Raw genomic sequence first — 21,175 nt, forward strand, 5'->3', positions numbered from 1 at the left:
CTAGGGTCAAGTGATCTCCTTGACGCTAGACGGTTTCCTTTCTAGACTCCGACTCCAAGGTGGTTGAAGTAGGGAAGAAGGAAGAATCATATGAAAATGCGAGAATAAGGGAGAAAGACTCTAATTTTGAGGGGTTAAACCGGTGGTAATTTTGATTTAAAAGATTAAAAAAGCTAACTGTAGGGAGTTTACACTCGGTTTAGAACAAGAAGTAACTGTTATGGAGCGAGTAAACTTAGCAGGCTTATTCCTACTTGAACATAAAGAGGAATAGGCCTTATGTATGTAAAATCAAATTTCTGAAGAATACGATGCCAAACCAAGGTACTGGCAGTTGAGAAAGCAAAAGCGGTGTATCGTAGACGCTGAATTTTCGTCACCTTTTCAAGTCCGCCTGCTTACCTGTTAGTGTAACCGTGTACTGCAAGAGATTTCCGACTTACCCCCCTCGACAAAAGAACAACCACTCCCCCACCCAGCGTTCGACACCCTTTCCACCCCCAATCAGCTAAGATGATGGTAAGAAGTATAAGTGAATACATCAGCCAACGGCGAAGATACTTCGGCAGTCAGCGGGAAAGAAGTATTATTCGCCTGTTGCTGCGCATAAAGTGAACGTATCGCAGTTATTGCTGGTGTGAGAGGGGAGATATCATGCATGCGATCCGCTTCGGGACGGATGGCTGGCGTGCGATTGTCGCAGAGGAATTCACGATGGAAAATGTTCGCATCGTGGCACAGGCGATTGCCTGCTACACGAAGGAGATCGGACAACAGGAGCAACCGCTGCTCGTCGGACATGACACCCGATTTTTAGGAAGAAGATTTGCGGAAGAAGTAGGCAAAGTGCTGACAGCCAACGGCATACGCACCTATTTGCTGAATGAGGCTGCTCCAACGCCGGCGGTCGCATTCGGCGTCAAGCATTTCGCCGCGAGTGGAGCGGTGATGATCACGGCAAGTCACAACCCGCCCGAGTACAATGGCATCAAATACATCCCCGAATACGCGGGCCCTGCGACGCCTGCAATCACCAAAAAGCTGGAGGCATGGATTGCCCGGATCGCAGAGAGCGGCGAGGTGCGAACGATCTCCCTGGAAGAAGCCAAGGCACAAAAGCGCCTGCAAATTATCGTTTTGCGTCCTCATTACGAGGCCCATTTGCGGCGGATGGTGAAAATGGACGTGTTAGGCCGATCTTCCTTGCATGTGGTCGTCGATGCCATGCATGGTGCTGGCATCGGGTATGTGAGCGGCTTGCTGCGGGAAGCGGGAGTCCGAACCGTCGGCATCAGGGAGAGTATAGACGCCGCATTCGGAGGAGATCTTCCCGAACCCAATGACAAGCATTTGGCCTTGTTGAAGCAAGAGGTGCTGAACCAAAAGGCAACGATAGGACTGGCCAATGACGGGGATGCAGACCGTTTTGGCGTGGTAGACGAGCAGGGCAGGTACATTCCAGCCAATGACGTCCTGGTGCTCCTCACCTACCATCTGGTAAAAAACCGCAAGCTGAAAGGAAAAATCGTGCGTACAGTAGCGACCACGCACTTGCTGGACAAAATGGCAGAAGCATATGACCTGGAGCTGATCGAAACGCCAGTCGGCTTCAAGTATATCGGGGAGCAAATGCTTGGCGGCGATGTTCTGATCGGCGGGGAAGAGAGCGGGGGAGCCAGCATCCTGGGCCATATCCCGGAAAAAGACGGCGTCTTGATCAACATGCTGATCGCTGAGCTGTGCGCCTGGGAGGGCAAGAGCATCAGCGAGATCAGGCGCGACATCCACGAACAGTTCGGCGAGCGGTTCAGCGCACGCCTGGACCTGCCCTTGACCTCACAGGAAGGCTTGCTCCAACGAATCATGGACGCAGAACCCCAGTTCATCGGTCCCTTTGCCGTGCAACACATCCAAACCTTGGATGGACGTAAGTTGTTATTGGAGGACGGCCATTGGGTATTGATTCGACCATCTGGAACCGAGCCGTTGGTCCGCATTTATTGCGAAGCCGCAACACAGCAGGCACTGGAAAAAATCAAGGAAGCCATTCGCGACTGGTTTCTTGATATTCGGGTATCGGTTTAGAAGCAAATGCGAATTCGAGACGATTGAGAATAGCTTGAGGGATGGCCAACGGGCCATCCCTTTTTTATCGAGAGTATATACGGTATCTGGCGAGTGTCAAGAAGAAGTCGTATCCCCCGGTTCTGTCTGCCTGAGCAATATAGGCATGGAAACAGCAATTCCCGCTGCCGCGATCATGACTAACACTGCCAGCACCAAATATCCGGCAGCAGCATTGGTTGAATCGAGCATGATCGTGAACAGGGCCAACAACAACAGCCTCATCAAGGTGCCAATCGCCCGAAAAAAGCTCAAGACTCTACCCATCAAATGATTCGGCAGCAATTCCATATACAGGTTCTGACGGATCAACCGTGTCGATACGTTGCACCAGCCTAAGAATGCCGATAAAAGAACAAATACCCATCCGATCGGTATGGCGACCGTCATGACGAGAGCTACGGCCATCCAGATAAAATGGAAGACCATATAGGCGATTGCACCGATTCTTTGGCTCAGCCATCCCATCCACATGCCTGCTGCCACTGCGCCAATGGAATATGTAACCTCTCCGAATGAGTAAATGTTCACTCCTTCTCTTAGAACCTGGCTCACAAATAGAGGATTCAGAAGGTTCGTCAACAACACTGCAATGAATGGCATCAGAGCAGAAACTCCAAAGATGAGGAAACCCGGTTTCATCCTGATATAGACCCAGCTTTGAGAAAAAAGGACCCACCAAGAGGTTCGGGCAGCGCTTTCCGATTGCCTATTCGGCGTAAACGCATAATCAATCCCTGACAGGGTTACGAAAGCGAGAAAATAGGTGAATGCGTTCAAGAGAAGGACCACATGAAGGCCGAACTGCCCAAGAAGAAGTCCTGCACATGCTCCTGCCAGAACGAGAGCGGTCTGATTCTCCACCTCCAAGGCCGCATTGACCGCTTTGTACTGTTTTTGCTCAAAGATCTCTTGTACGAAAGCAGCCTGGGCAGGCTCATGTAGTTGAAACATAAACATTGTCGCCAAATAGAGAAGGACAAGCATCCACTCCTCGTAAGGAGCCCAAAATCCCAAAGCCGCCAGAAAGAACAAAACCGCAAAACCTCCGAGCTGTTCGATCTGCAGCATGAGCTTTCGAGAATAGCGGTCAATCAACGTACCCACGTAGGGTGCGATGAGGAGCGAAAGGATAGCCGAAATCAACATAGTTGAGCCAAGCACGCCGACTGTGCCGGTCGATTCGACCAAATACCACGATATTCCGATCATGGTCATGCCTTGACCAAAGCCAGAAAACAGGTTGGAAAAAAATAGTTTGCGAAAATGACGATCTCCAAAAACGTTTCTCATATTCCACGCTCCTCTTTGCGTTTCTAGGGATTTTTAGTCCCTAATAAAAACGATAAGGAGCCTGCTTATAGATGAGGATTTCCTTCATCCTTAAGCAGGCTCCCAGTATTTCAATGGGCCGATTTCATTTTCGCTTCTAAAAGTATAGCATTGTTGTTCGTAGCCTTGCAATATTCTGAAACGAATCCCTTCTCAAAAATCTTATAAAAAATGGCAGAGAAAATTTACCAACAAACAATTGCCAAACAATTTTGAAAGCGTTATCATAATAATCAGAAAAACTGACAACTGATTCACTTTTCAGTTTTGAGAGCGCAACTACTTCTTTTCAGACAAAAGGTGATGCAAATGACGGAGATAACTCCCGCGATGAAACAGCATAGCAAGACACCGGCGACGACGAAAGGCGCGAAGACGCGGCAAAAGCTGCTGAACGTAGCCGAAGAGGTTTTCGGGGCGAAAGGATACTTCGCTGCCTCCATCATCGACATTACCCAGCAGGCCAACGTCGCACAGGGGACCTTCTACAATTACTTTGAATCCAAGTACGAAATTTACGCGGAGCTCATCCGCCAATTGAGCCGGGATTTCCGCATCGAGATCAAGCAGGAGGTGGCTCAGGCGAAAAGCCAGCGCGAGGCGTTGGAGATCGGGATCCACGTCTTCCTCAAATGGGTGAAAAACCACCGCAACCTGTACAGTATCGTCCAGCAATCCGTGCTGGTGGATGAGCAATTGTACCGCGCCTATTACGAACGGCTGGCACAGGGTTACCTGAAAGGACTGGAAGGCGCAATCGAGCGAGGCGAATTCAAAAACCTCAATCCCGAGACGGTAGCCTATTGCCTGATGGGAGTCACCTCCTTCATCGGGATGCGCTGGGTTTACTGGGAGGATAAAGAGGTGCCTGACGAGGTCGTGCAGGATGCCATTACCTTTATTTTTGAAGGGCTGGTACGCCAGGAAGGAAAGGATCAGAAGGGGGAGTAAGATGAACGGGATTGCGGACTGGATTGATAAGCGAGCCTTCATTACACCCGGCAGAATCGCACTCATTGATGAGAGACGGCAGCTTACCTACCGAGAAATGAGCGCGGAAATCAACCGCTACGCCCACATGCTTGAAGGGAGGTACGGGCTTCAGCCTGGCGAACGCATTGGCATCTGGGCGACCAACAGCATTGAATATCTCATGCTGCTGTTTGCGATCGCCAAGCTGGGGGGCATCGCAGTCGTGCTCAATGTACGGCTCACGCCCAGCGAACTGGAATACCAGCTTAATGACAGCGGCTCACGGCTGCTGATCGTAGAGACCTCTTTTCGAGAGGAAGCGGAATCTATCCTTGCGAACACCGGAGTTCAGCAGGTGCTCTGGTTCGATCAGGGAGAAAGCTCCTGTCACCAGCTGTCCGAGCAGGCTGCCGCTTATCCGAACGACTTGCTGAAAAGGGAGGGAGTTGCCGGAGAGACGCCCTTCATCATCTGCTATACATCAGGCACCACAGGAAAGCCCAAGGGGGCAGTGCTAACCCAGGAAAACATGTTCTGGAACGCTGTCAACAACGTGCTGGCACTCGAACTCACCTCCTTTGACAAATCCCTCACCTTATTGCCGCTGTTTCATATCGGCGGGATCGGACTGTTCGCTTTGCCGACGCTTTTTGCCGGAGGGACAGTCATCGTGCCTCATCGTTTCGACCCGGTAAAAACGCTTCAGCTCATCGAAGAACATCGTGTGACGATCGTGATGGGCGTACCTACGATCTATGATTTTATTCGGAAAAGTCCTAATTTTCCAACTACCAATCTCGAATCGATCCGCTGGTTTTACTGCGGAGGAGCGCCTTGTCCGCATGAGTTGATTCAAAGCTATCTGGAACGCGGGGTACCGTTTGCTCAAGGCTTTGGCATGACGGAAACAAGCCCGACCGTATTTATGACTTCACGCGAGGACTACGGCCGCAAGATTGGTTCAATCGGCAAGCCAGTGATGTTTTGCGACATTCGCGTCGTCGATGAGAGCGGACAGGATGTCGGACCCGGAGAAATCGGCGAGCTGTGGATCAAGGGCGGCAACGTCATGCAGGGCTATTGGAATCGGCCGGAGGCGACAGCCGAATCGTTTCGCGATGGGTGGCTCTTGACAGGGGATCTGGTGACACAGGACGAGGAGGGCTTCGTCACCATCATTGGCCGCAAGAAAGACATGATCATCTCCGGCGGCGAAAACATCTATCCCCTCGAAGTGGAGCAGGTAATCAGCCAAATGCCGGCTGTTGATGAGGTGGCTGTCGTAGGGGTTGCGGATGCGAAATGGGGAGAGGTTCCAGTAGCGGCGATCGCCGTCAAAACGGGACATGAGCTTCAAGCAGATGATGTAAAGCAGTACTGCCAAAAGCGGCTGGCCAAGTACAAGGTGCCTGTGAGGATAGATTTTGTCAACGCTCTACCCAAGAATGCAACCGGAAAAATCGACAAAAAAACGATCAAAGCAGATTTTATGAAGGAGGAACAGCATGGCTAAGTACGAGATCGGACAGACAGCTTCTTTCAGCAAAACGATTACGGAGACGGACGTCGTGACCTATGCGGGACTCAGCGGAGATTTCAATCCCATTCACGTCGATCGGGAATACGCGAAAAACACGCGCTTTGAACAACGGATCGCCCACGGTCTTTTGACGACCAGCCTGCTGTCAGGGGTGCTGGGGATGCATTTGCCCGGACCGGGATGTGTCTACATGGGACAGACGCTGCGCTTCGTCAAGCCTGTGTTTATCAACGATACCGTGACGGCTACCGTAGAGGTGCTGGACTTTGACCCTGAAAAGGGGAACATGCGGCTCAAGACGGAATGCCGCAATCAGCATGGAGAGCTGGTCCTTGAGGGAGAAGCGAAGATGCGGGTGCCGCGTGAGGAACAGGGGGGAGCAGCATGATCGGCATTGCTCATACAGGGGTGTACTTTCCGCCAAGAATCGAGACAGCAAAAGAGATCGCGCAGCGGGCAGAGATTCCCGAGAATGTGATTGTGGAGAAGTTCGGATTGGTACAAAAGCATGTCTCAGACAGCAGCATCCACGCCTCCGATATGGCGATTCAGGCTGCGAAGCCCATTTTGGAAAAAGTAGATCCGCTCTCCATCGATGTACTGATCTACTTCGGAAGCTCCTACAAAGACTACATGGTCTGGACCTGCGGCACCAAAATCGTGCACGAGCTCGGGCTGAAGAATGCGTACGCCTTCGAGATCATGAATGTCAGCTCCTGCTTTCCCATCGCGTTAAAGGTAGCCCGGGATATGCTCGTCGCAGATGACTCCATCCGCAACATCCTTCTGGTCGGGGGATGCAAGGAAGCGGAGCTGGTGGATTACCAGAATGTGCGCTCCCGCTTCATGTTCAACTTCGCTGACGGAGGGGCAGCAGCTCTTGTTTCGCGGGACGCCGGCAGAAGCCGCGTGCTCGGTTCCTGCATATACACGGACGGCTCGTTTCATGACGATGTGCGGGTAGTGGGCGGCGGCTCCAAGCATCCAGCGAGTCTCGAGAGCGTGCAGCAGCGGCTCCATTTTCTCGATGTGAAAGACCCCAAGGATATGAAACAGCGGCTGGACCCCGTCTCTGTAAGCAATTTCGTGCATGTCGTACAGGAAGCGATGGCGAAAAGCGGCAGTTCCGCAAGCGAGATCGACTGGCTGATCCCGCTGCACACCAAGCGCTCGATGTTTCTTGAACTTCTGGACAGACTGGAGCTGCGAGAAGAGCAGGCCATTTATCTGGACCATTACGGTCACTTGTCTGCACTCGATCCTTGCATCGGCTTGCACCTGGGGCAAGAGCGCCGACTTTTCAAAAAAGGAGACAAGATCGTCACCGTAAGCGCTGGAACAGGCTATACTTGGGCCGCAACGGTACTGGAATGGCTCGAATGACAATAGAGGGGGAACGAAAATGAGAAGGAGAAAGCAAGGATTCAAGTTCGGAATCACCTCGCTGCTGGTAGCAACGACATTGTTGGCAGCCGCTTGCTCACAGCAGCCAGCGGCTCAGCCAAGCCAATCTGGGTCGGGACAGGGCGCACCATCCTCGCAGGGCGAATCGAAACAGCCCATCAAAATCGGGGTTCTCGCCTCTCTGACCGGGGCGCTGGAGGATTACGGCAAACAGACGACGCGCGGCTTTGAACTGGGAATCGCCTACGCGACGGGAGGAACCAATGAAGTGGCAGGGCGACCGATCGAGGTCATCATCGAGGACACCGAGACCAAGTCGGATGTAGCGGTAAAAAAGGCGACGAAGCTGATTGAAGACGATCAGGTGGACTTTCTCGTAGGCTCGTCCAGCTCCGGCGACACTTTAGCCGTCGTTCCGCTGGCGGAAGAGCACAAGAAAATCATGGTGGTCGAACCGGCAGCGGCAGACAGCATCACCGCAGACAACTGGAACAAGTACGTGTTCCGCACGGCCCGCAACTCCTCGCAGGACGCCATCGCGGGAGCGCTCGCCATCGCCAAGCAGGGAACGAAGATCGCCACCCTTGCGCCTGATTACGCGTTTGGACGCGATGGAGTAGCCGCTTTCAAGGAAGTGGCGGAAAAACAGGGCGCCCAGATCGTGCTGGAGGAGTACGCGGATCAAAAGACGACAGACTTCACGCCGAATTTGCAAAAAATCATTCAGGCCAAGCCGGAGTATCTGTTCGTCATCTGGTCCGGTGCCAACACGCCATGGAGCCAAATTGCGGATATGAAGCTGCAAGAGCAGGGCATCAAGGTTTCGACGGGGACGGCGGACTTCGCTACCCTGAAAACGATGAAAACCATGGTCGGCATGGAGGGCTTCACGCTCTACTACTACGATCTGCCCAAGAACGAGGTCAACGACTGGCTGATCGAGGAGCATAAAAAGCGCCACAACGGCGATGCCCCGGATCTGTTCGTCCCAGGCGGCATGACAGCGGCAATGGCCATCGTCGAAGCCGTGAAAAAATCGAATGGCGATACCAATGCAGACAATCTGATCCCGCTGATGGAAGGCATGTCGTTTGATTCACCCAAAGGAAAAATGACATTCCGTCCTGAGGACCATCAAGCGCTGCAGGTCATGTATGCGATTCGTCTGGAACAAAAAGACGGGATGGAGTGGCCTGTACCTGTCCTGATGGGGGAACTGTCGCCGGAGGACACGGCTCCGCCGGTTCGAAACAAACGATAGACGCAAGATCAATCAAAAAAGGGTGATAGCATGCAGCCGATTCTTCAGACGGAAGGGTTGACGATCGCGTTTGGCGGACACAAGCCTGTCCAGGATGTAAGCCTGAACGTCATGCCCCACACCTTCACCTCGATCATCGGTCCCAATGGCGCGGGCAAGACGACCCTGTTCAATCTGCTCAGCGGCCAGCTCAAGCCGACAGAGGGCAAAGTGTGGCTAAAGGGAAAGGACATCACCCATCTGTCGGTGGCAAAGCGCACGAGGCTGGGCTTGGGCCGATCCTTTCAAATCACCAATGTCTTCCCCTCCTTAACGGTGTTGGAAAACGTCCGTCTTGCCGTCCAGGCACAGGCGGGCGTCTATTACAGCCTGTTTGCCAGTCCCAAAAAACACGCGCATTTTGAGAAGCGGGCCATAGAGCTGCTGGAGACGGTTTTGCTGGGGGCAAAAGCGGATTCTCTCGCCAAAAATCTGGCGCACGGGGAAAAGCGAAAGCTGGAAATCGCCATGCTGCTCGCCCTGGAGACGGAGGTGCTGCTCCTGGACGAACCGACAGCGGGGATGTCCCTGGAGGAGGTCCCGTCCATTCTGGAAGTCATCCGGCGAATCAAGGAAGAAGGGAACCGGACGATTCTTCTCATCGAGCACAAGATGGACATGGTGCTCAGCTTTTCAGATCGGCTGCTGGTGTTGTTCAACGGCAGACTTCTCGCGGAGGACACCCCGGAAAACATCATGAAAAGCGAACTCGTCCAAACCGCATATCTGGGGGGACTGTATGATGACGCTTCTTAAAGTGGACCGCATCGAGACGTATATCGGCCAGTACCATATCCTGCAGGGTGTATCCTTTGAAGTGAAAAAAGGGGGCGTTACGGTCCTGCTGGGCCGTAACGGAGCGGGGAAGACGACGACTCTTCGCTCTTTGATGGGACTGAATCCGATCGCGACGGGAGCGATTACCTTCAAGGGAGAAGCCATTCATCATCTGCCCACCTACGAAATCGCGCGCAAAGGAATCGGATATGTGCCGGAGGACCAGGGGGTTTTTCCCGAGCTGACCATCGAAGAAAACCTGAAGCTGGCGATGCGCAAGAATGACGAGGCCACGCTGGAGCGGCGCGATTGGATCCTGCAGCTCTTTCCCGATCTGAAAACCTTCTGGAAAAAGCCGTCGGGTCTGCTCTCCGGTGGCCAAAAGCAGATGCTGGCGATCGCCCGTGCCTGTGTCAACGACAACGAGCTGCTGCTGATCGACGAGCCGAGCAAGGGCTTGGCACCGATCATGGTAGACAAGGTGATGAGCGTGATCATGGAGATGAAGCAGCGGGTTACGGTCGTGCTGGTCGAGCAGAATTTTTATATGGCAAGCACGATCGGGGATGACTACTACATCATCGATGACGGGCGGACGGTTCATACAGGCATGATGAAAGAGCTGAAGGAGAACGAAGCGTTGAAAAAAGAATACCTCGGCATCGCGTGAGGAGGTGCACCGCTTGGATGTGCTGTTGAATTTGACAATAAACGGAATCGCAACAGGGAGTCTGATTTTCCTGTTGGCCGCCGGATTGACGCTGATCTTCGGACTGATGCACGTGCTTAATTTTGCCCACGGTGCGCTGTTTGCCTGGGGAGCTTATTTCGGCGTCTGGATTTACACCCAGACAGGCAGCTTCGTCGTCGGGATCATAGGGGCGATCGTGATTGGAGCATTGCTCGGCTGGCTGCTGGAGCGATGGATCATTCAGCCGGTCTACACCAATACGATGTCGCAGATCCAGGTGACGATGGGCTTGCTCCTGGTGATGAACGAATGCATCAAGGTCTTCTTTGGACCCAATCAAGTCAGTGTCCAGCTCCCTTCCTATCTGGATGAAAGCTGGCTGATCGGCGGGGTCATCCTGATCAAATATAGGCTGTTTGTCATCGCTGTCGGCATTCTTGTGTTCCTCGCTCTGCAATATATGCTCAAGCGGACCAGGCTTGGATTGATCGTGCGGGCTGGCGTGATGAACAAGGAGATGGTGCAGGCCTTGGGCGTCAATATCAAAAAGGTGTTCCTGTACGTTTTTATCCTGGGCTGCGGCATGGCAGCGCTCGGCGGAATGCTGTTCGCTCCGTATTCGGGTGTCATCCACGCGGAGATCGGCATGGATTATGGAATTCTTGCCTTTATCGTCGTAGTCATCGGCGGGATGGGCAGCATGGTCGGCTCCGCGCTGGCCGCCCTCTTGGTGGGAGTATTGGGCGCTTTCATGACGTTTTACGTTCCTAGTGTGGCTCTTGCTGTGAATATGCTGCTGATGTTTGGAGTCCTGATGTTCCGGCCGGCAGGCTTGTTGGGGAGGGGATGACCATGATGTTGACGAGACGCCTTGCTTCCTCGCGCTGGTGGATAGGCCTGGTGGTATTGCTGCTCATTGGCTTCCCCTTTGTCAGCGATTCGCGCGGTGCCTTGATCCTGATGACGCAGATTTTTATTTATGCAGTATTTGCGATGAGCTACGATATTCTGCTTGGGTATACCGGAATCATTTCGTTTGGTCATGCGATGTTTTTCGGGATCGGAGCCTACACGACAGCGATTTTTCTCCATCGCTGGGATCACAGCCTGCTCTCTTTTCTGGTCTCGCTGCTTGCTGTTCTGGTTTTGACCGGAATCGTCAGCTACCTGATCGGCGTCATGACCCTGCGGCTGAAAAGCCATTTTTATGCGATGCTGACCTTGGCCATCGCGGGCCTGTTTCTGGTGCTGGCAGAGAAGTGGCGTGATGTGACCAAAGGAAGCGACGGCTTTACCTTTTACATTCCCGATCTTTTGAAGGACCGCACATCCCTCTATTTTGTCGCGCTTGCCTTCATGATCATCATGTTTTTCCTGCTCAAGCGCTTCACGGATTCTCCGACTGGCAAGGTGCTGCAAGCCATCCGTGAGAACGAGCAGCGGACAGAGTCGCTCGGCTACCAGATCCTCCACTACAAGATCATCGCCAGCATGGTGGCCGGACTGGCGGCAGGTCTAAGCGGGTCGATGTACGCGATTACCCTGCGATTTGTCAATACGGCGGTGTTTGGCACCAATGTCACGCTCGACGCCTTGCTGATGACCATTATCGGGGGAGTAGGGACGCTGTTTGGCAGCATGCTCGGCTCTGCGCTGATCCTGCTGGTGCATGCAGGGCTGACCGACCTGGCAAAAATTCACTGGATTTTTGAACGCTGGATGATCTTTTTTGGAGCGATTTATATACTCGCTGTGATGTTCTTCCCGCAGGGGATCGTGGGGATGTTCCGCCAGTGGCGGGCAAAATGGAACAAGGGATAATCTTTACGTGCGTCGGATGGCGCACTTTTTTTATTGCCCTGGAATCCTGACTGGCGGTAGCGCATACGATCTCTTACGTGATTCCTGGTTTCCTTGGCTTGTTTGATTTGCTAGAATCAGTATTGAAGTCGGTGACAGCAAAGAGATGAGAATGAGTGAAAATAGACCAAAAAGTAATCGAATCGTTTTTACAGGACGTTCGCCTGGAGAGCCAGTCACCGATTGATCCCGTTGTTGTCCACCACACGCCGGCTCCCTGGGAGCTGCTGGGCACCGGCAATTACGCGGCTGTCTTTGTCCATCCGGATTATCCCGACGTGGTCCTCAAGCTGTACGCACCAGGACGGCCCGGCTGGGAGCAAGAGGTGCAGGTGTATGAGAGATTGGGGGTAACTCCCTGGTTTCCGATCTGTTACCAGGCGGAGGAAGGATACATCGTCATGAAAAAGATGAACGGCATCTCCTTGTTTGATTGCCTGCGTTTCGGAATCCCCATCCCGCCGCAGGTGATCGAGGATGTGGAGGAAGCCCTGGCCCTCGCGCGAGCGAAGGGGTTATTTCCTCATGACGTTCACGGGAAAAATGTGCTGATGAACCAAGGACGCGGCTGTTTGATTGACGTATCAGACTATCTGAAAAACATCCCGGATCGCAAGTGGAAGGATCTGCGCAAGGCGTATGATCGGGTCTACGTGCCGTTCCTCAAGGATCGCGGCTGGAAAATCCCGTTATGGGTGATGAATACGGTGCGCAAAGGGTATCGCCTGTACCGGAAAATCCGTCGTCCGTTGCGGTCATTTTTGTTTCTATCTGTTGCTTGTGGTATCATATACATTTGACATTGTGTCCGAAGGTCGGCGCGAGTCAGACGAAGGAGGATTTACCTTGTTTTATTATCTATTGGCTGCAGCAGGAATTATCGCTCTTGATCAGGTAACCAAGCTACTTGTGGTGAAGTACATGGCTTTGGGGGAATCGATTCCGCTGATTCAGGATGTCTTTCATCTTACTTCACACCGCAATATGGGAGCAGCGTTCGGCATTCTGCAAAATCAGCGCTGGCTCTTTATCGTGATCACTACGGTGGTCGTGATCGGGATCCTGGTTTCGCTGATTCGCATTGGCAGAAAACAGCCTCGTGTTTCCATGGCCTTAACCCTTGTATTAGGCGGAGCTATCGGCAATTTTATCGACCGTATCATGACCGGACAAGTGGTTGACTTCCTTGATTTTACCCTGATCAATTTCCCGATTTTCAACGTAGCTGATATGGCGATTACGATCGGTGTAGCCATCTTGCTTCTGGATATGGCCTTGGAAGGAAAAAAGAAAACCGCATAATGAACATTGCGAGGAGACAAACATGACCGACACACAGCTTTTTGAACGCTATGACTGGAATATAGAGCCGTCTGACGCAGGTGAGCGGGTCGACAAATACATTACGCTGCAAAACGAGGACTGGTCCCGTTCTCAGGTTCAGGCCTGGATCAAGGAAGGGCGCGTCACAGTCGGCGGCGAACCTGTAAAAAACAACTACAAGCTGCAGGCAGAAGACGAGCTTACCTTGCGCGTGCCGCCTCTGCGGGAAATGGAGATTCTGCCGGAGCCGATGCCGCTCGATATCGTCTATGAAGACAGCGATGTCGTGGTCGTGAACAAACCGCGCGGACTCGTCGTCCACCCGGCACCTGGCCATTACAGCGGAACGCTGGTGAATGGACTTTTGGCACACTGCAAGGATTTATCCGGGATCAATGGCGTGCTGCGCCCCGGAATCGTCCATCGCATCGACAAGGACACGTCCGGTCTGTTGATGGTCGCCAAAAATGACAAGGCGCATATGAGTCTGGCAGCGCAATTGAAGGAGCATAGCGTCAATCGGAAGTATGTCGCAATCGTGCACGGAGTGATCCCGCACGAGATGGGCACGATCGAGGCGCCGATTGGCCGTGATCCGAAAAACCGTCAGCAGATGGCTGTTGTATTTGAAAACAGCAAGCCCGCTGTCACGCATTTTGTTGTGCTGGAACGCTTCAAGAATTACACTCTGGTTGAACTGAAGCTGGAGACGGGCCGTACCCATCAGATTCGGGTCCATATGAAATATATCGACCATCCTTTGGCGGGCGACCCCAAATACGGGCCGAAGCAGACGCTGGATCTGGATGGACAGGCCTTGCACGCCAAGACACTTGGTTTCGTGCACCCGCGTACGGGGGAGCATTTGGAATTCGAGGCTCCCTTGCCGGACGAATTGGAACAGGTCATTCATTTTTTAAGACAACAATAACATAACCATGCAAAAAGGACTTCCATATGATGCTGGGAGTCCTTTACGTTTACTTCTCTATGCGTTTGGAAAGCTTCCATTCGTCAGCTATGTACGCCTGTAGCGTCCCGAGAGGATGGATGATGGGTATCAAAGTTTGCCTTTCAAACTGCTGGGCTGCTTCAGCCATAGACAGTTGTGCAACGGAAACGATTTTCTCAGGATCCTCTTGCACGAGATTGTGCAAAAAAGCACATACTTCCTGCTGATATTCTTCCTTCTTCCCCTGCATGATCAACGGGAAAACGCCCTCCAAGACACGCACATCCGGTTGCATCTCGCTACCTTTTGCCTTTGCGTAATCTGTAAAACGCTTTACCGTACATTCCACAGTGGCGGGATTCGTAAACAGCATAATCGGAGGCCGGGGTTGGCGGCAGAGCGCTTCAAAATAAGGCTCGTCGATCTTCAGGATCGGGATGGAGCAGTTCAGATTTGCTTCTTCCAGCAAAGCAATGTAGTTCGTACAGGTGATGAGGATGGCATCTGCTCCGCATTTTTCAATCCAGGCAATCTGCTCTGCTGCCTTGCGCTGAGCATCCGAATGATGAAAGGAGGCATCCTGAGTCACGCAAATAAGCAGTCCAGGGTCAACGAAATGGAGAGTGTCGACGTCATATAGTTGGAAGGCTTTTTCCGAATATTCGATATTGGAATAGTGAGCATGCAGACAAGCGATTTTTTTTCGCAGCGACGTTCCCTCCCTTGCAATTTTGCATCATTGTAACACAGGGAAGTGAGGGAGAGGGGAGCGTTTTTTTACATGAAAAAAGTCGTTGCTCACGCTTGGAACTATTTCCAATTGCGAATAATAGGCGAGAAAGGCAGGAAAGAGGAGGAGAGCAAGTTGTTATCCATGATGAAAGTATTGTCAGGAATTGCATTGGCGGCGAGTCTATGGAGTCAGGGAAGCAGTGCCGGAGTCCTGGCAGAAGAAACGCAGCCGCTGCCGGAACGGGTCAATCCGGTCACAGTGCCTGCTCAGATTGCCTTTACCAGCAATCAACAGCTTTGGATGCTGAATGGGCAAGACAAGAAAAGCAAGCCCGTCCAAGTGACCAAGGAGGGGATCAGCGAGATTGTCGGCTGGTCTGGCGATGGGAACTGGCTATTATTTATGAAATATCCTGATGAGGACTCGTACTACACCAAAGGGTATCTCTGGGCAGTGAGCAAGGATGGAAGCTCTTCCTTGCAGATCGATGAAAGGCCAATCGTGGAAAAACCGAAGTGGTCCCCGATCACTAATCAGTTCGCCTATGTCGCCGGGACAGTGAGCGGCACCGATACAGAGGCGGAAACGTCCTTCGTCACAGCCCAGCTGAACAAGGACAATACCGTCAGCATCATCAGCACGGTCAAGGCAGATTTCGTTGATTTCGCCTGGATGCCGGATGGCAAGCAATTTCTCGTCTCGCTTCCGGTAGAAAAAGATCGCCCCATGACGCTAAGCCTGCGTGATTTGGCAGGAAAAACGGTAGCGAGTTACCCCATTGCCGATTTGCCAAAAGCGGGCGAAGAGATCTATGCCTGGGCAGCCAAGGCTCTGCAGGTATCTCCAGATGGCAAACAGGTAGCGTACTATGTGCAGTACAACTCGGCTTCGCTGTCAGCCGATGGCGTGCCTGTCCAGTTATTTGATCTCAGCCAGCCAAAGCAAAAGCCGTTGGTCCTGGGAACAGGCTTGGCTTATGCGGAGTGGCTTGGCTGGTCGCCTGACAGTAGCCAGCTTGCCTGGATCGACGGATCAGATCGGATGGCGACACAAAACAAGCAGGTAAAAGTGGTTGACCGTCAAGGGAAGCTGGTCTTCGAAGGGGAGAAGGGACAGGTGGATTCTTTTCCCGTCTGGACAAAAGAGTCCCCGCATAGCCTGTTCTTCACTAGAGGATTGGCAAAAGAGTATCACTACGAGCCGGAGAAGGTCATGGTCCCCGGCCAACGGATCTGGATGCGAGGTACAGATGGAAAGGCTGCACAGGTCACGAAAGGGAGTGAGCACACGGCAGATACGTTTCCGTCTCCATCACAAGACGGCGAGCAGCTTCTCTTTGTCAGACTGGACGCTGCCGGACACGGCTCGCTCTACCTGGAAAAAGGAGGGGAAGAAGTCGAGCTGATCCGCCATGTGACCGGGAATATCGGCTATTACGCCAACTATTTGCCGGAATGGATCGAAGTCTATTGGGATAAATGATTCACTGGTGTTTGTCGATTTTTCATTGACACCCGTCCGGGATTATGACATAATCCTACATGACGAATGGAACCTTTTAATCCAGTCCAGTGAGGCTGGCAAGGGCACGGAATCGACAAGCCATAGGCTGAGGGCTGTAGAACGATGGTTCTCCTGTCTCGCCTACTGATTGTCCACCTGCTTCTTGTCTCCTGACAAGAAGCTTTTTTTCTGTCCACTTGTTCCCGTCGAGGAGGGATAAGCAAATGATCAACAAAAGCGTCATTATGGACGAAGCGGCCATCCGCCGCGCACTGACCAGGATCGCCCACGAGATCATTGAGCGCAACAAAGGTGTCGAGGATTGCATTATCGTCGGCATCAAAACGCGCGGAATCTATCTGGCGCAACGGCTCGTGGAGCGGATCGAACTGATCGAGAATGTCAAGGTTCCGGTCGGGGAACTGGACATTACCTTCTATCGCGACGACTTGCAGCACAAGTCCGAAGATGCCGTCCTGCAAGGCTCGAAATTGCCGGATCAGATTACCGGCAAGACCGTCATCCTCGTAGATGATGTGCTCTACACCGGACGCACCGTCCGCGCAGCGCTGGATGCTTTAATTGACAATGGTCGCCCGCGCATGATTCAGCTGGCAGTACTGGTAGACCGCGGCCATCGCGAACTGCCGATCCGCCCTGATTTCGTCGGAAAAAACGTTCCAACATCACGCACCGAAATCGTCGACGTGCAGCTGGCTGAGGTGGATGTCATGGACATCGTGTCCATCCGGCAGCTTTTGTAAAAGAATATGTTCCTCTTTAAAAACGATCCCGTGAGATCGGCAAGAGGCAGACTACCTTCCTGTGCTTTCAGGAAAGGCTGGCCTCTTTGTGCGCTCACAAAGAGGTTTTTTGTTTGCCGCTAGCGAGAAAGAGAATGATAAAGACAAGACTTAACAGGGGAGAGTCAAGAATAATGAACGAAAAGAACTACATTGACGTACATGAGACGCCGAAATTATCGAAGCTGTTCCCGCTCAGTATCCAACATCTGTTCGCGATGTTTGGCTCGACGGTACTCGTACCGATTCTGACTGGACTTGATCCGGCTACAGCACTCTTTACCAGCGGGATTGGGACACTGCTCTTCCTCTGGATTACAAAAGGAAAGCTGCCGAACTACCTGGGCTCCTCCTTCGCTTTTATCGGACCCATTATCATGGTGAGCAAAGCGTACGGATTCGGAACGGCCTTGCTGGGCTGCTTCCTCTCCGGGATTATCTACATGATCGTAGCAGGCATCGTGAAGAAGGCCGGGGTAAAATGGCTGGATCGCGTATTGCCTCCGGTTGTCATCGCTTCGGTAATCGTGGTGATCGGGCTTAGCCTCGCTGGGGTAGCCGTAGATATGGCCACAAAGGTTACGGTCGATAATGTATCCGTGATCTCCCTTACTTCCATTGAAATCTCCTTGGTTACAATTCTGGTAACCGTGCTGGCAGCTGTAGTGCTGCGCGGATTCTTCGCCCTGATTCCGATTCTGATCGGCATTATCGTAGGTTATCTCTACACGCTCTTGCGCCACCCTGATCTGATCGACCTGCAAAAAGTGGCGGAAGCAAAATGGTTCGTCGGCTTGCATGAGCTGTTTACACAGAACTTCAAATTCGCGGAAGTAGCAGCAGCCATCGGCAACCCATCTGCTTGGATATCCGCGCTCATCATCGCTCCCGTAGCCTTCGTAACCTTGGCAGAGCACCTGGGACATCTGCTGGTGACGAGCAAGGTCATGGATCGGGATCTGATGAAAGATCCGGGCCTGCACCGCAGCTTGTTCGGGGACGGGGTTGCCACCTCCCTGGCCGCTCTCTTGGGCGGACCTCCCGCGACTACGTATGGAGAGAATATCGGAGTTCTGGCGATCACACGCGTCTACAGCAGAGTGGTGATCGGACTGGCGGCCGTTTTCGCCATCCTGTTCGCCTTCTCCGGCAAAATCAACACCTTGCTGATGAGCATTCCGACTCCGGTGCTCGGCGGCGTCTCCGTCATCCTGTTCGGGATTATCGCCGCACAAGGCTTGCGGATGTATGTGGACAACAAGATCAGCTTTGAAAACAAACGCAACATGATCATCGCGGCTGTCATCCTGGTTACCGGGATCGGCGGCTTCAAAATCAGCTTTGAGGGAATGGAAGGCTTCCTGAGCCATGTAGCCATCGACAACATCGCCTTCTCTACCTTCCTGGGGATCATCCTGCATCTGATCTTGCCAGGCAAGGAATCGGCGATGGGAGAAGCGAACCCATCCCAAGAAAAATAAATAAGATCAACACGTTTCAGAACCTTTAACCCGGTCCCGTGAGGCTGGCAAGGCTGATGAACGCTGTTTCCTCCTGTCTGCCTGCAGACAGAATCGCAGCTTCTTGTCTACGCCTGCCCACACGGCTCCGGATGACAAGAAGCTTTTTTTCTGGACAGAACAGATCATACGGAGGGATACACGATGAACAAGACTCGGCACTTGATTGGCCTGTCGGATTTGAGCAAAGAACAGATGGCACACCTCTTGGAACGCGGAGAGTACTGGGCGAAGCGCCCGGGTGAGCAAGCGGAGATTCTGCGAGGCCGCTTTGTCGCCAACCTGTTTTTTGAGGCGAGTACGCGCACCCGCTTTTCCTTTGAAGTCGCGCAAAAACGTCTTGGAGCTCACGTGTTGAACTTCATACCGGAGACCTCTTCTTCTGTAAAAGGAGAGACGGTCTACGATACACTGCGCACCCTCGAAGCGATGGGGGTAGAAGCGGCAGTCATTCGCACAAAAAAGGAAGGCTTGCTTCAAGAGCTGGCTGAGACTGTGGACCTGCACCTCATCAACGCGGGAGACGGCACGAACGAGCACCCGACGCAATGTCTGCTCGACATGCTGACGATGAAGCAGCAGTTCGGACGACTGGAAGGGCTGACAGTCGCCATCATCGGAGATTTGCGTCACAGCCGAGTGCTGGGCTCCCATCTGCACGCGCTGCCGAAAATGGGTGTGAAGCTCTTGCTCAGCGGTCCAGCTACCATGATGCCGCAACCGGCACGGATACCGGACGGCGTCAAAATCGTTGAAATCGATGAAGCAATCCAGACCGCAGACGTAGTGATGATGCTGCGTGTCCAACTGGAGCGGCATTCAGAAGCACTTTACATCTCCAAAGAAGAGTACCACCAAAAACACGGCCTTACGCTGGAGCGGGCGAAGATGATGAAGCCAGGCGCGGTCATCATGCATCCGGCACCAGTCAATCGCGGTGTAGAGATTGATACGAACCTCGTAGAAAGCAAAACCTCACTGATTCAAAAACAAGTAACCAATGGAGTAGCAGTGCGCATGGCCGTACTGGAAACATTGCTGAAAGGGAGCGAAATGACATGGGTATCATCCTTGGCAACGGCAAACTGATCAATCAAGACGGACAATTGGCACCCGTCGAAATTTTAGTGGAAGACGGACGAATTACAGCGATGGGTGAGTCCATCCCACGCGAAGGACATAAGTGGGTGGATTGCAATGGGGGCATGATCAGCGCAGGGTTGGTCGATGTACACGTTCATTTGCGCGAGCCTGGATTTGAGCAAAAGGAAACGATTGCGACAGGTGCTGCGGCAGCAGTTCGCGGCGGATTTACAACCATCGCCTGCATGCCCAACACCCGCCCTTCCATCGACAGCGTCGAGACGGTCACCTATATTCTCGAAAAAGCCAAAGAAGCAGGCAAGGCGCGGGTCATCCCGTATGGCGCGATTACGGTTCGCCAATTGGGGAAAGAATTGACGGATTTCGCGGCATTGAAGGAAGCGGGCATCTTCGCCCTGACCGATGACGGCGTCGGCGTACAATCGACCGCCATGATGAAAAAGGCGATGAAAGCAGCGCAGGAGCTGGGCCTCTCCATCGTAGCGCACTGCGAGGATGACGACCTGCTGATTCCGGGCAGCGCCTTGCATGACGGCGTCGTAGCAGCGCGTCACGGCTTGCCTGGCATCCCGTCCGAGTCAGAGTCCATCCATGTCGGACGCGACATTCTGCTGGCAGAGCAGACAGGTGTTCACTACCATGTATGCCACATCAGCGCGAAAGAGTCGGTGCGTCTGGTGCGCGACGGCAAAAGAGCAGGCGTGAATGTGACCTGCGAGGTAACCCCGCACCACCTGCTCCTGTGCGACGAGGATATTCCGGAGAACCTGGATACCAACTGGAAGATGAACCCGCCGCTGCGCTCCCGCGAGGATCGTGCAGCTCTGATCGCCGGTCTGAAGGACGGCACGATCGATATGATCGCGACCGACCACGCGCCGCACACGGCAGAGGAAAAAGCAAATGGCATCGATCGTGCCCCATTCGGGATCGTCGGCCTGGAGACAGCCTTCCCGCTGCTCTATACCCATCTGGTCGAGACGGGTGAGATCACCCTGCAAAAACTGGTGGAGCTATTGACCGTAAAACCTGCGCAAGCCTTCGGACTGCCGTATGGCCGCCTGGAGGTAGGGGCACCGGCAGACCTGACCGTCATCGACCTGACGACGGAAAAAACGATTGATCCCAAGACCTTTGCAAGCAAAGGAACCAATACGCCTTTTAGCGGCTGGGCATGCAAGGGCTGGCCGATTCTGACACTGGTAGACGGCAAGATCATGTACAAGGAAGCTTAAGA

The 21,175-nt window shown here is 53.0% G+C and carries 20 protein-coding genes; 18 read left to right on the forward strand and 2 right to left on the reverse strand.

Annotation, left to right across the window (positions count from 1 at the left end; all coding sequences use genetic code 11):
• Positions 1-654 precede the first annotated feature (654 nt).
• Complete coding sequence (locus tag EDM58_RS09690; protein WP_122913172.1) at positions 655-2,085, forward strand: phosphoglucomutase/phosphomannomutase family protein; 1,431 nt, start codon at positions 655-657, stop codon at positions 2,083-2,085.
• Positions 2,086-2,181: 96 nt separating this feature from the next.
• On the opposite strand, the gene EDM58_RS09695 is transcribed toward EDM58_RS09690, so the two are convergent.
• A complete protein-coding gene (locus EDM58_RS09695; protein WP_122913173.1) occupies positions 2,182-3,417 on the reverse strand; it encodes an MFS transporter in 1,236 nt (411 codons plus the stop codon).
• A gap of 348 nt (positions 3,418-3,765) precedes the next feature.
• On the opposite strand from EDM58_RS09695, the gene EDM58_RS09700 reads away from it, so the two are divergent.
• The 12 genes from EDM58_RS09700 to EDM58_RS09755 all read left to right on the forward strand — a co-directional run bounded on the left by EDM58_RS09700 (position 3,766) and on the right by EDM58_RS09755 (position 14,254).
• Positions 3,766-4,407, forward strand: a complete 642-nt coding sequence (locus EDM58_RS09700) for a TetR/AcrR family transcriptional regulator (protein ID WP_122913174.1) — start codon at positions 3,766-3,768, stop codon at positions 4,405-4,407.
• Position 4,408: 1 nt separating this feature from the next.
• Complete coding sequence (gene menE / locus EDM58_RS09705; RefSeq protein WP_122913175.1) at positions 4,409-5,941, forward strand: o-succinylbenzoate--CoA ligase; 1,533 nt, start codon at positions 4,409-4,411, stop codon at positions 5,939-5,941.
• Positions 5,934-6,356 (forward strand): MaoC family dehydratase, encoded by a 423-nt coding sequence (locus tag EDM58_RS09710; RefSeq protein ID WP_023557367.1) that lies wholly within the window; start codon positions 5,934-5,936, stop codon positions 6,354-6,356. The genes menE and EDM58_RS09710 overlap by 8 nt, the downstream gene beginning before the upstream one ends.
• On the forward strand, positions 6,353-7,351 hold the full coding sequence (locus EDM58_RS09715; protein WP_122913176.1) for a 3-oxoacyl-ACP synthase: 999 nt from the start codon (positions 6,353-6,355) through the stop codon (positions 7,349-7,351). Before EDM58_RS09710 ends, EDM58_RS09715 begins: the two co-directional genes overlap by 4 nt.
• A 19-nt stretch (positions 7,352-7,370) precedes the next feature.
• Positions 7,371-8,633 (forward strand): substrate-binding domain-containing protein, encoded by a 1,263-nt coding sequence (locus EDM58_RS09720; RefSeq protein WP_122913177.1) that lies wholly within the window; start codon positions 7,371-7,373, stop codon positions 8,631-8,633.
• A gap of 30 nt (positions 8,634-8,663) precedes the next feature.
• Positions 8,664-9,428, forward strand: a complete 765-nt coding sequence (locus EDM58_RS09725; RefSeq protein ID WP_122913178.1) for an ABC transporter ATP-binding protein — start codon at positions 8,664-8,666, stop codon at positions 9,426-9,428.
• The gene (locus tag EDM58_RS09730) at positions 9,415-10,119 is read left to right on the forward strand and encodes an ABC transporter ATP-binding protein (protein WP_122913179.1); all 705 of its coding nucleotides are present in this window, start codon (positions 9,415-9,417) and stop codon (positions 10,117-10,119) included. The genes EDM58_RS09725 and EDM58_RS09730 overlap by 14 nt, the downstream gene beginning before the upstream one ends.
• Before the next feature lie 13 nt (positions 10,120-10,132).
• The gene (locus tag EDM58_RS09735) at positions 10,133-10,990 is read left to right on the forward strand and encodes a branched-chain amino acid ABC transporter permease (protein ID WP_122913180.1); all 858 of its coding nucleotides are present in this window, start codon (positions 10,133-10,135) and stop codon (positions 10,988-10,990) included.
• A 2-nt stretch (positions 10,991-10,992) separates the two neighbouring features.
• Positions 10,993-11,961, forward strand: coding sequence for a branched-chain amino acid ABC transporter permease (locus tag EDM58_RS09740; RefSeq protein ID WP_122913181.1), 969 nt, complete (start codon positions 10,993-10,995; stop codon positions 11,959-11,961).
• 155 nt (positions 11,962-12,116) lie between these two features.
• On the forward strand, positions 12,117-12,800 hold the full coding sequence (locus tag EDM58_RS09745) for a serine/threonine protein kinase (protein ID WP_122913182.1): 684 nt from the start codon (positions 12,117-12,119) through the stop codon (positions 12,798-12,800).
• 46 nt (positions 12,801-12,846) lie between these two features.
• The gene (gene lspA / locus EDM58_RS09750) at positions 12,847-13,302 is read left to right on the forward strand and encodes a signal peptidase II (RefSeq protein WP_122913183.1); all 456 of its coding nucleotides are present in this window, start codon (positions 12,847-12,849) and stop codon (positions 13,300-13,302) included.
• A gap of 22 nt (positions 13,303-13,324) precedes the next feature.
• Positions 13,325-14,254: an RluA family pseudouridine synthase gene (locus tag EDM58_RS09755; protein ID WP_122913184.1), complete on the forward strand. Its 930-nt coding sequence runs from the start codon at positions 13,325-13,327 to the stop codon at positions 14,252-14,254.
• A 49-nt stretch (positions 14,255-14,303) separates the two neighbouring features.
• Here EDM58_RS09755 and EDM58_RS09760 read toward each other — a convergent pair whose 3' ends face one another.
• Positions 14,304-14,984, reverse strand: coding sequence for an aspartate/glutamate racemase family protein (locus tag EDM58_RS09760; RefSeq protein ID WP_122913185.1), 681 nt, complete (start codon positions 14,982-14,984; stop codon positions 14,304-14,306).
• Positions 14,985-15,149: 165 nt separating this feature from the next.
• Between EDM58_RS09760 and EDM58_RS09765 the strand changes: the two genes are divergently transcribed.
• The 5 genes from EDM58_RS09765 (at position 15,150) to EDM58_RS09785 (ending at position 21,173) form a co-directional block, all read left to right on the forward strand.
• Positions 15,150-16,490 carry a TolB-like translocation protein gene (locus EDM58_RS09765; protein WP_122913243.1) on the forward strand — a complete coding sequence of 447 codons (1,341 nt, stop codon included), beginning with the start codon at positions 15,150-15,152 and terminating at the stop codon, positions 16,488-16,490.
• Positions 16,491-16,735: 245 nt separating this feature from the next.
• The gene (gene pyrR / locus EDM58_RS09770) at positions 16,736-17,275 is read left to right on the forward strand and encodes a bifunctional pyr operon transcriptional regulator/uracil phosphoribosyltransferase PyrR (protein ID WP_122913186.1); all 540 of its coding nucleotides are present in this window, start codon (positions 16,736-16,738) and stop codon (positions 17,273-17,275) included.
• Between the two features lie 173 nt (positions 17,276-17,448).
• Positions 17,449-18,795 carry a solute carrier family 23 protein gene (locus EDM58_RS09775; protein WP_122913187.1) on the forward strand — a complete coding sequence of 449 codons (1,347 nt, stop codon included), beginning with the start codon at positions 17,449-17,451 and terminating at the stop codon, positions 18,793-18,795.
• Positions 18,796-18,978: 183 nt separating this feature from the next.
• Positions 18,979-19,923: an aspartate carbamoyltransferase catalytic subunit gene (locus tag EDM58_RS09780; protein ID WP_122913188.1), complete on the forward strand. Its 945-nt coding sequence runs from the start codon at positions 18,979-18,981 to the stop codon at positions 19,921-19,923.
• Positions 19,893-21,173: a dihydroorotase gene (locus EDM58_RS09785; protein WP_122913189.1), complete on the forward strand. Its 1,281-nt coding sequence runs from the start codon at positions 19,893-19,895 to the stop codon at positions 21,171-21,173. Before EDM58_RS09780 ends, EDM58_RS09785 begins: the two co-directional genes overlap by 31 nt.
• Positions 21,174-21,175: the final 2 nt, after the last annotated feature.

It is taken from the genome of Brevibacillus panacihumi (genome assembly GCF_003710985.1).
GTDB lineage: Bacteria > Bacillota > Bacilli > Brevibacillales > Brevibacillaceae > Brevibacillus > Brevibacillus panacihumi.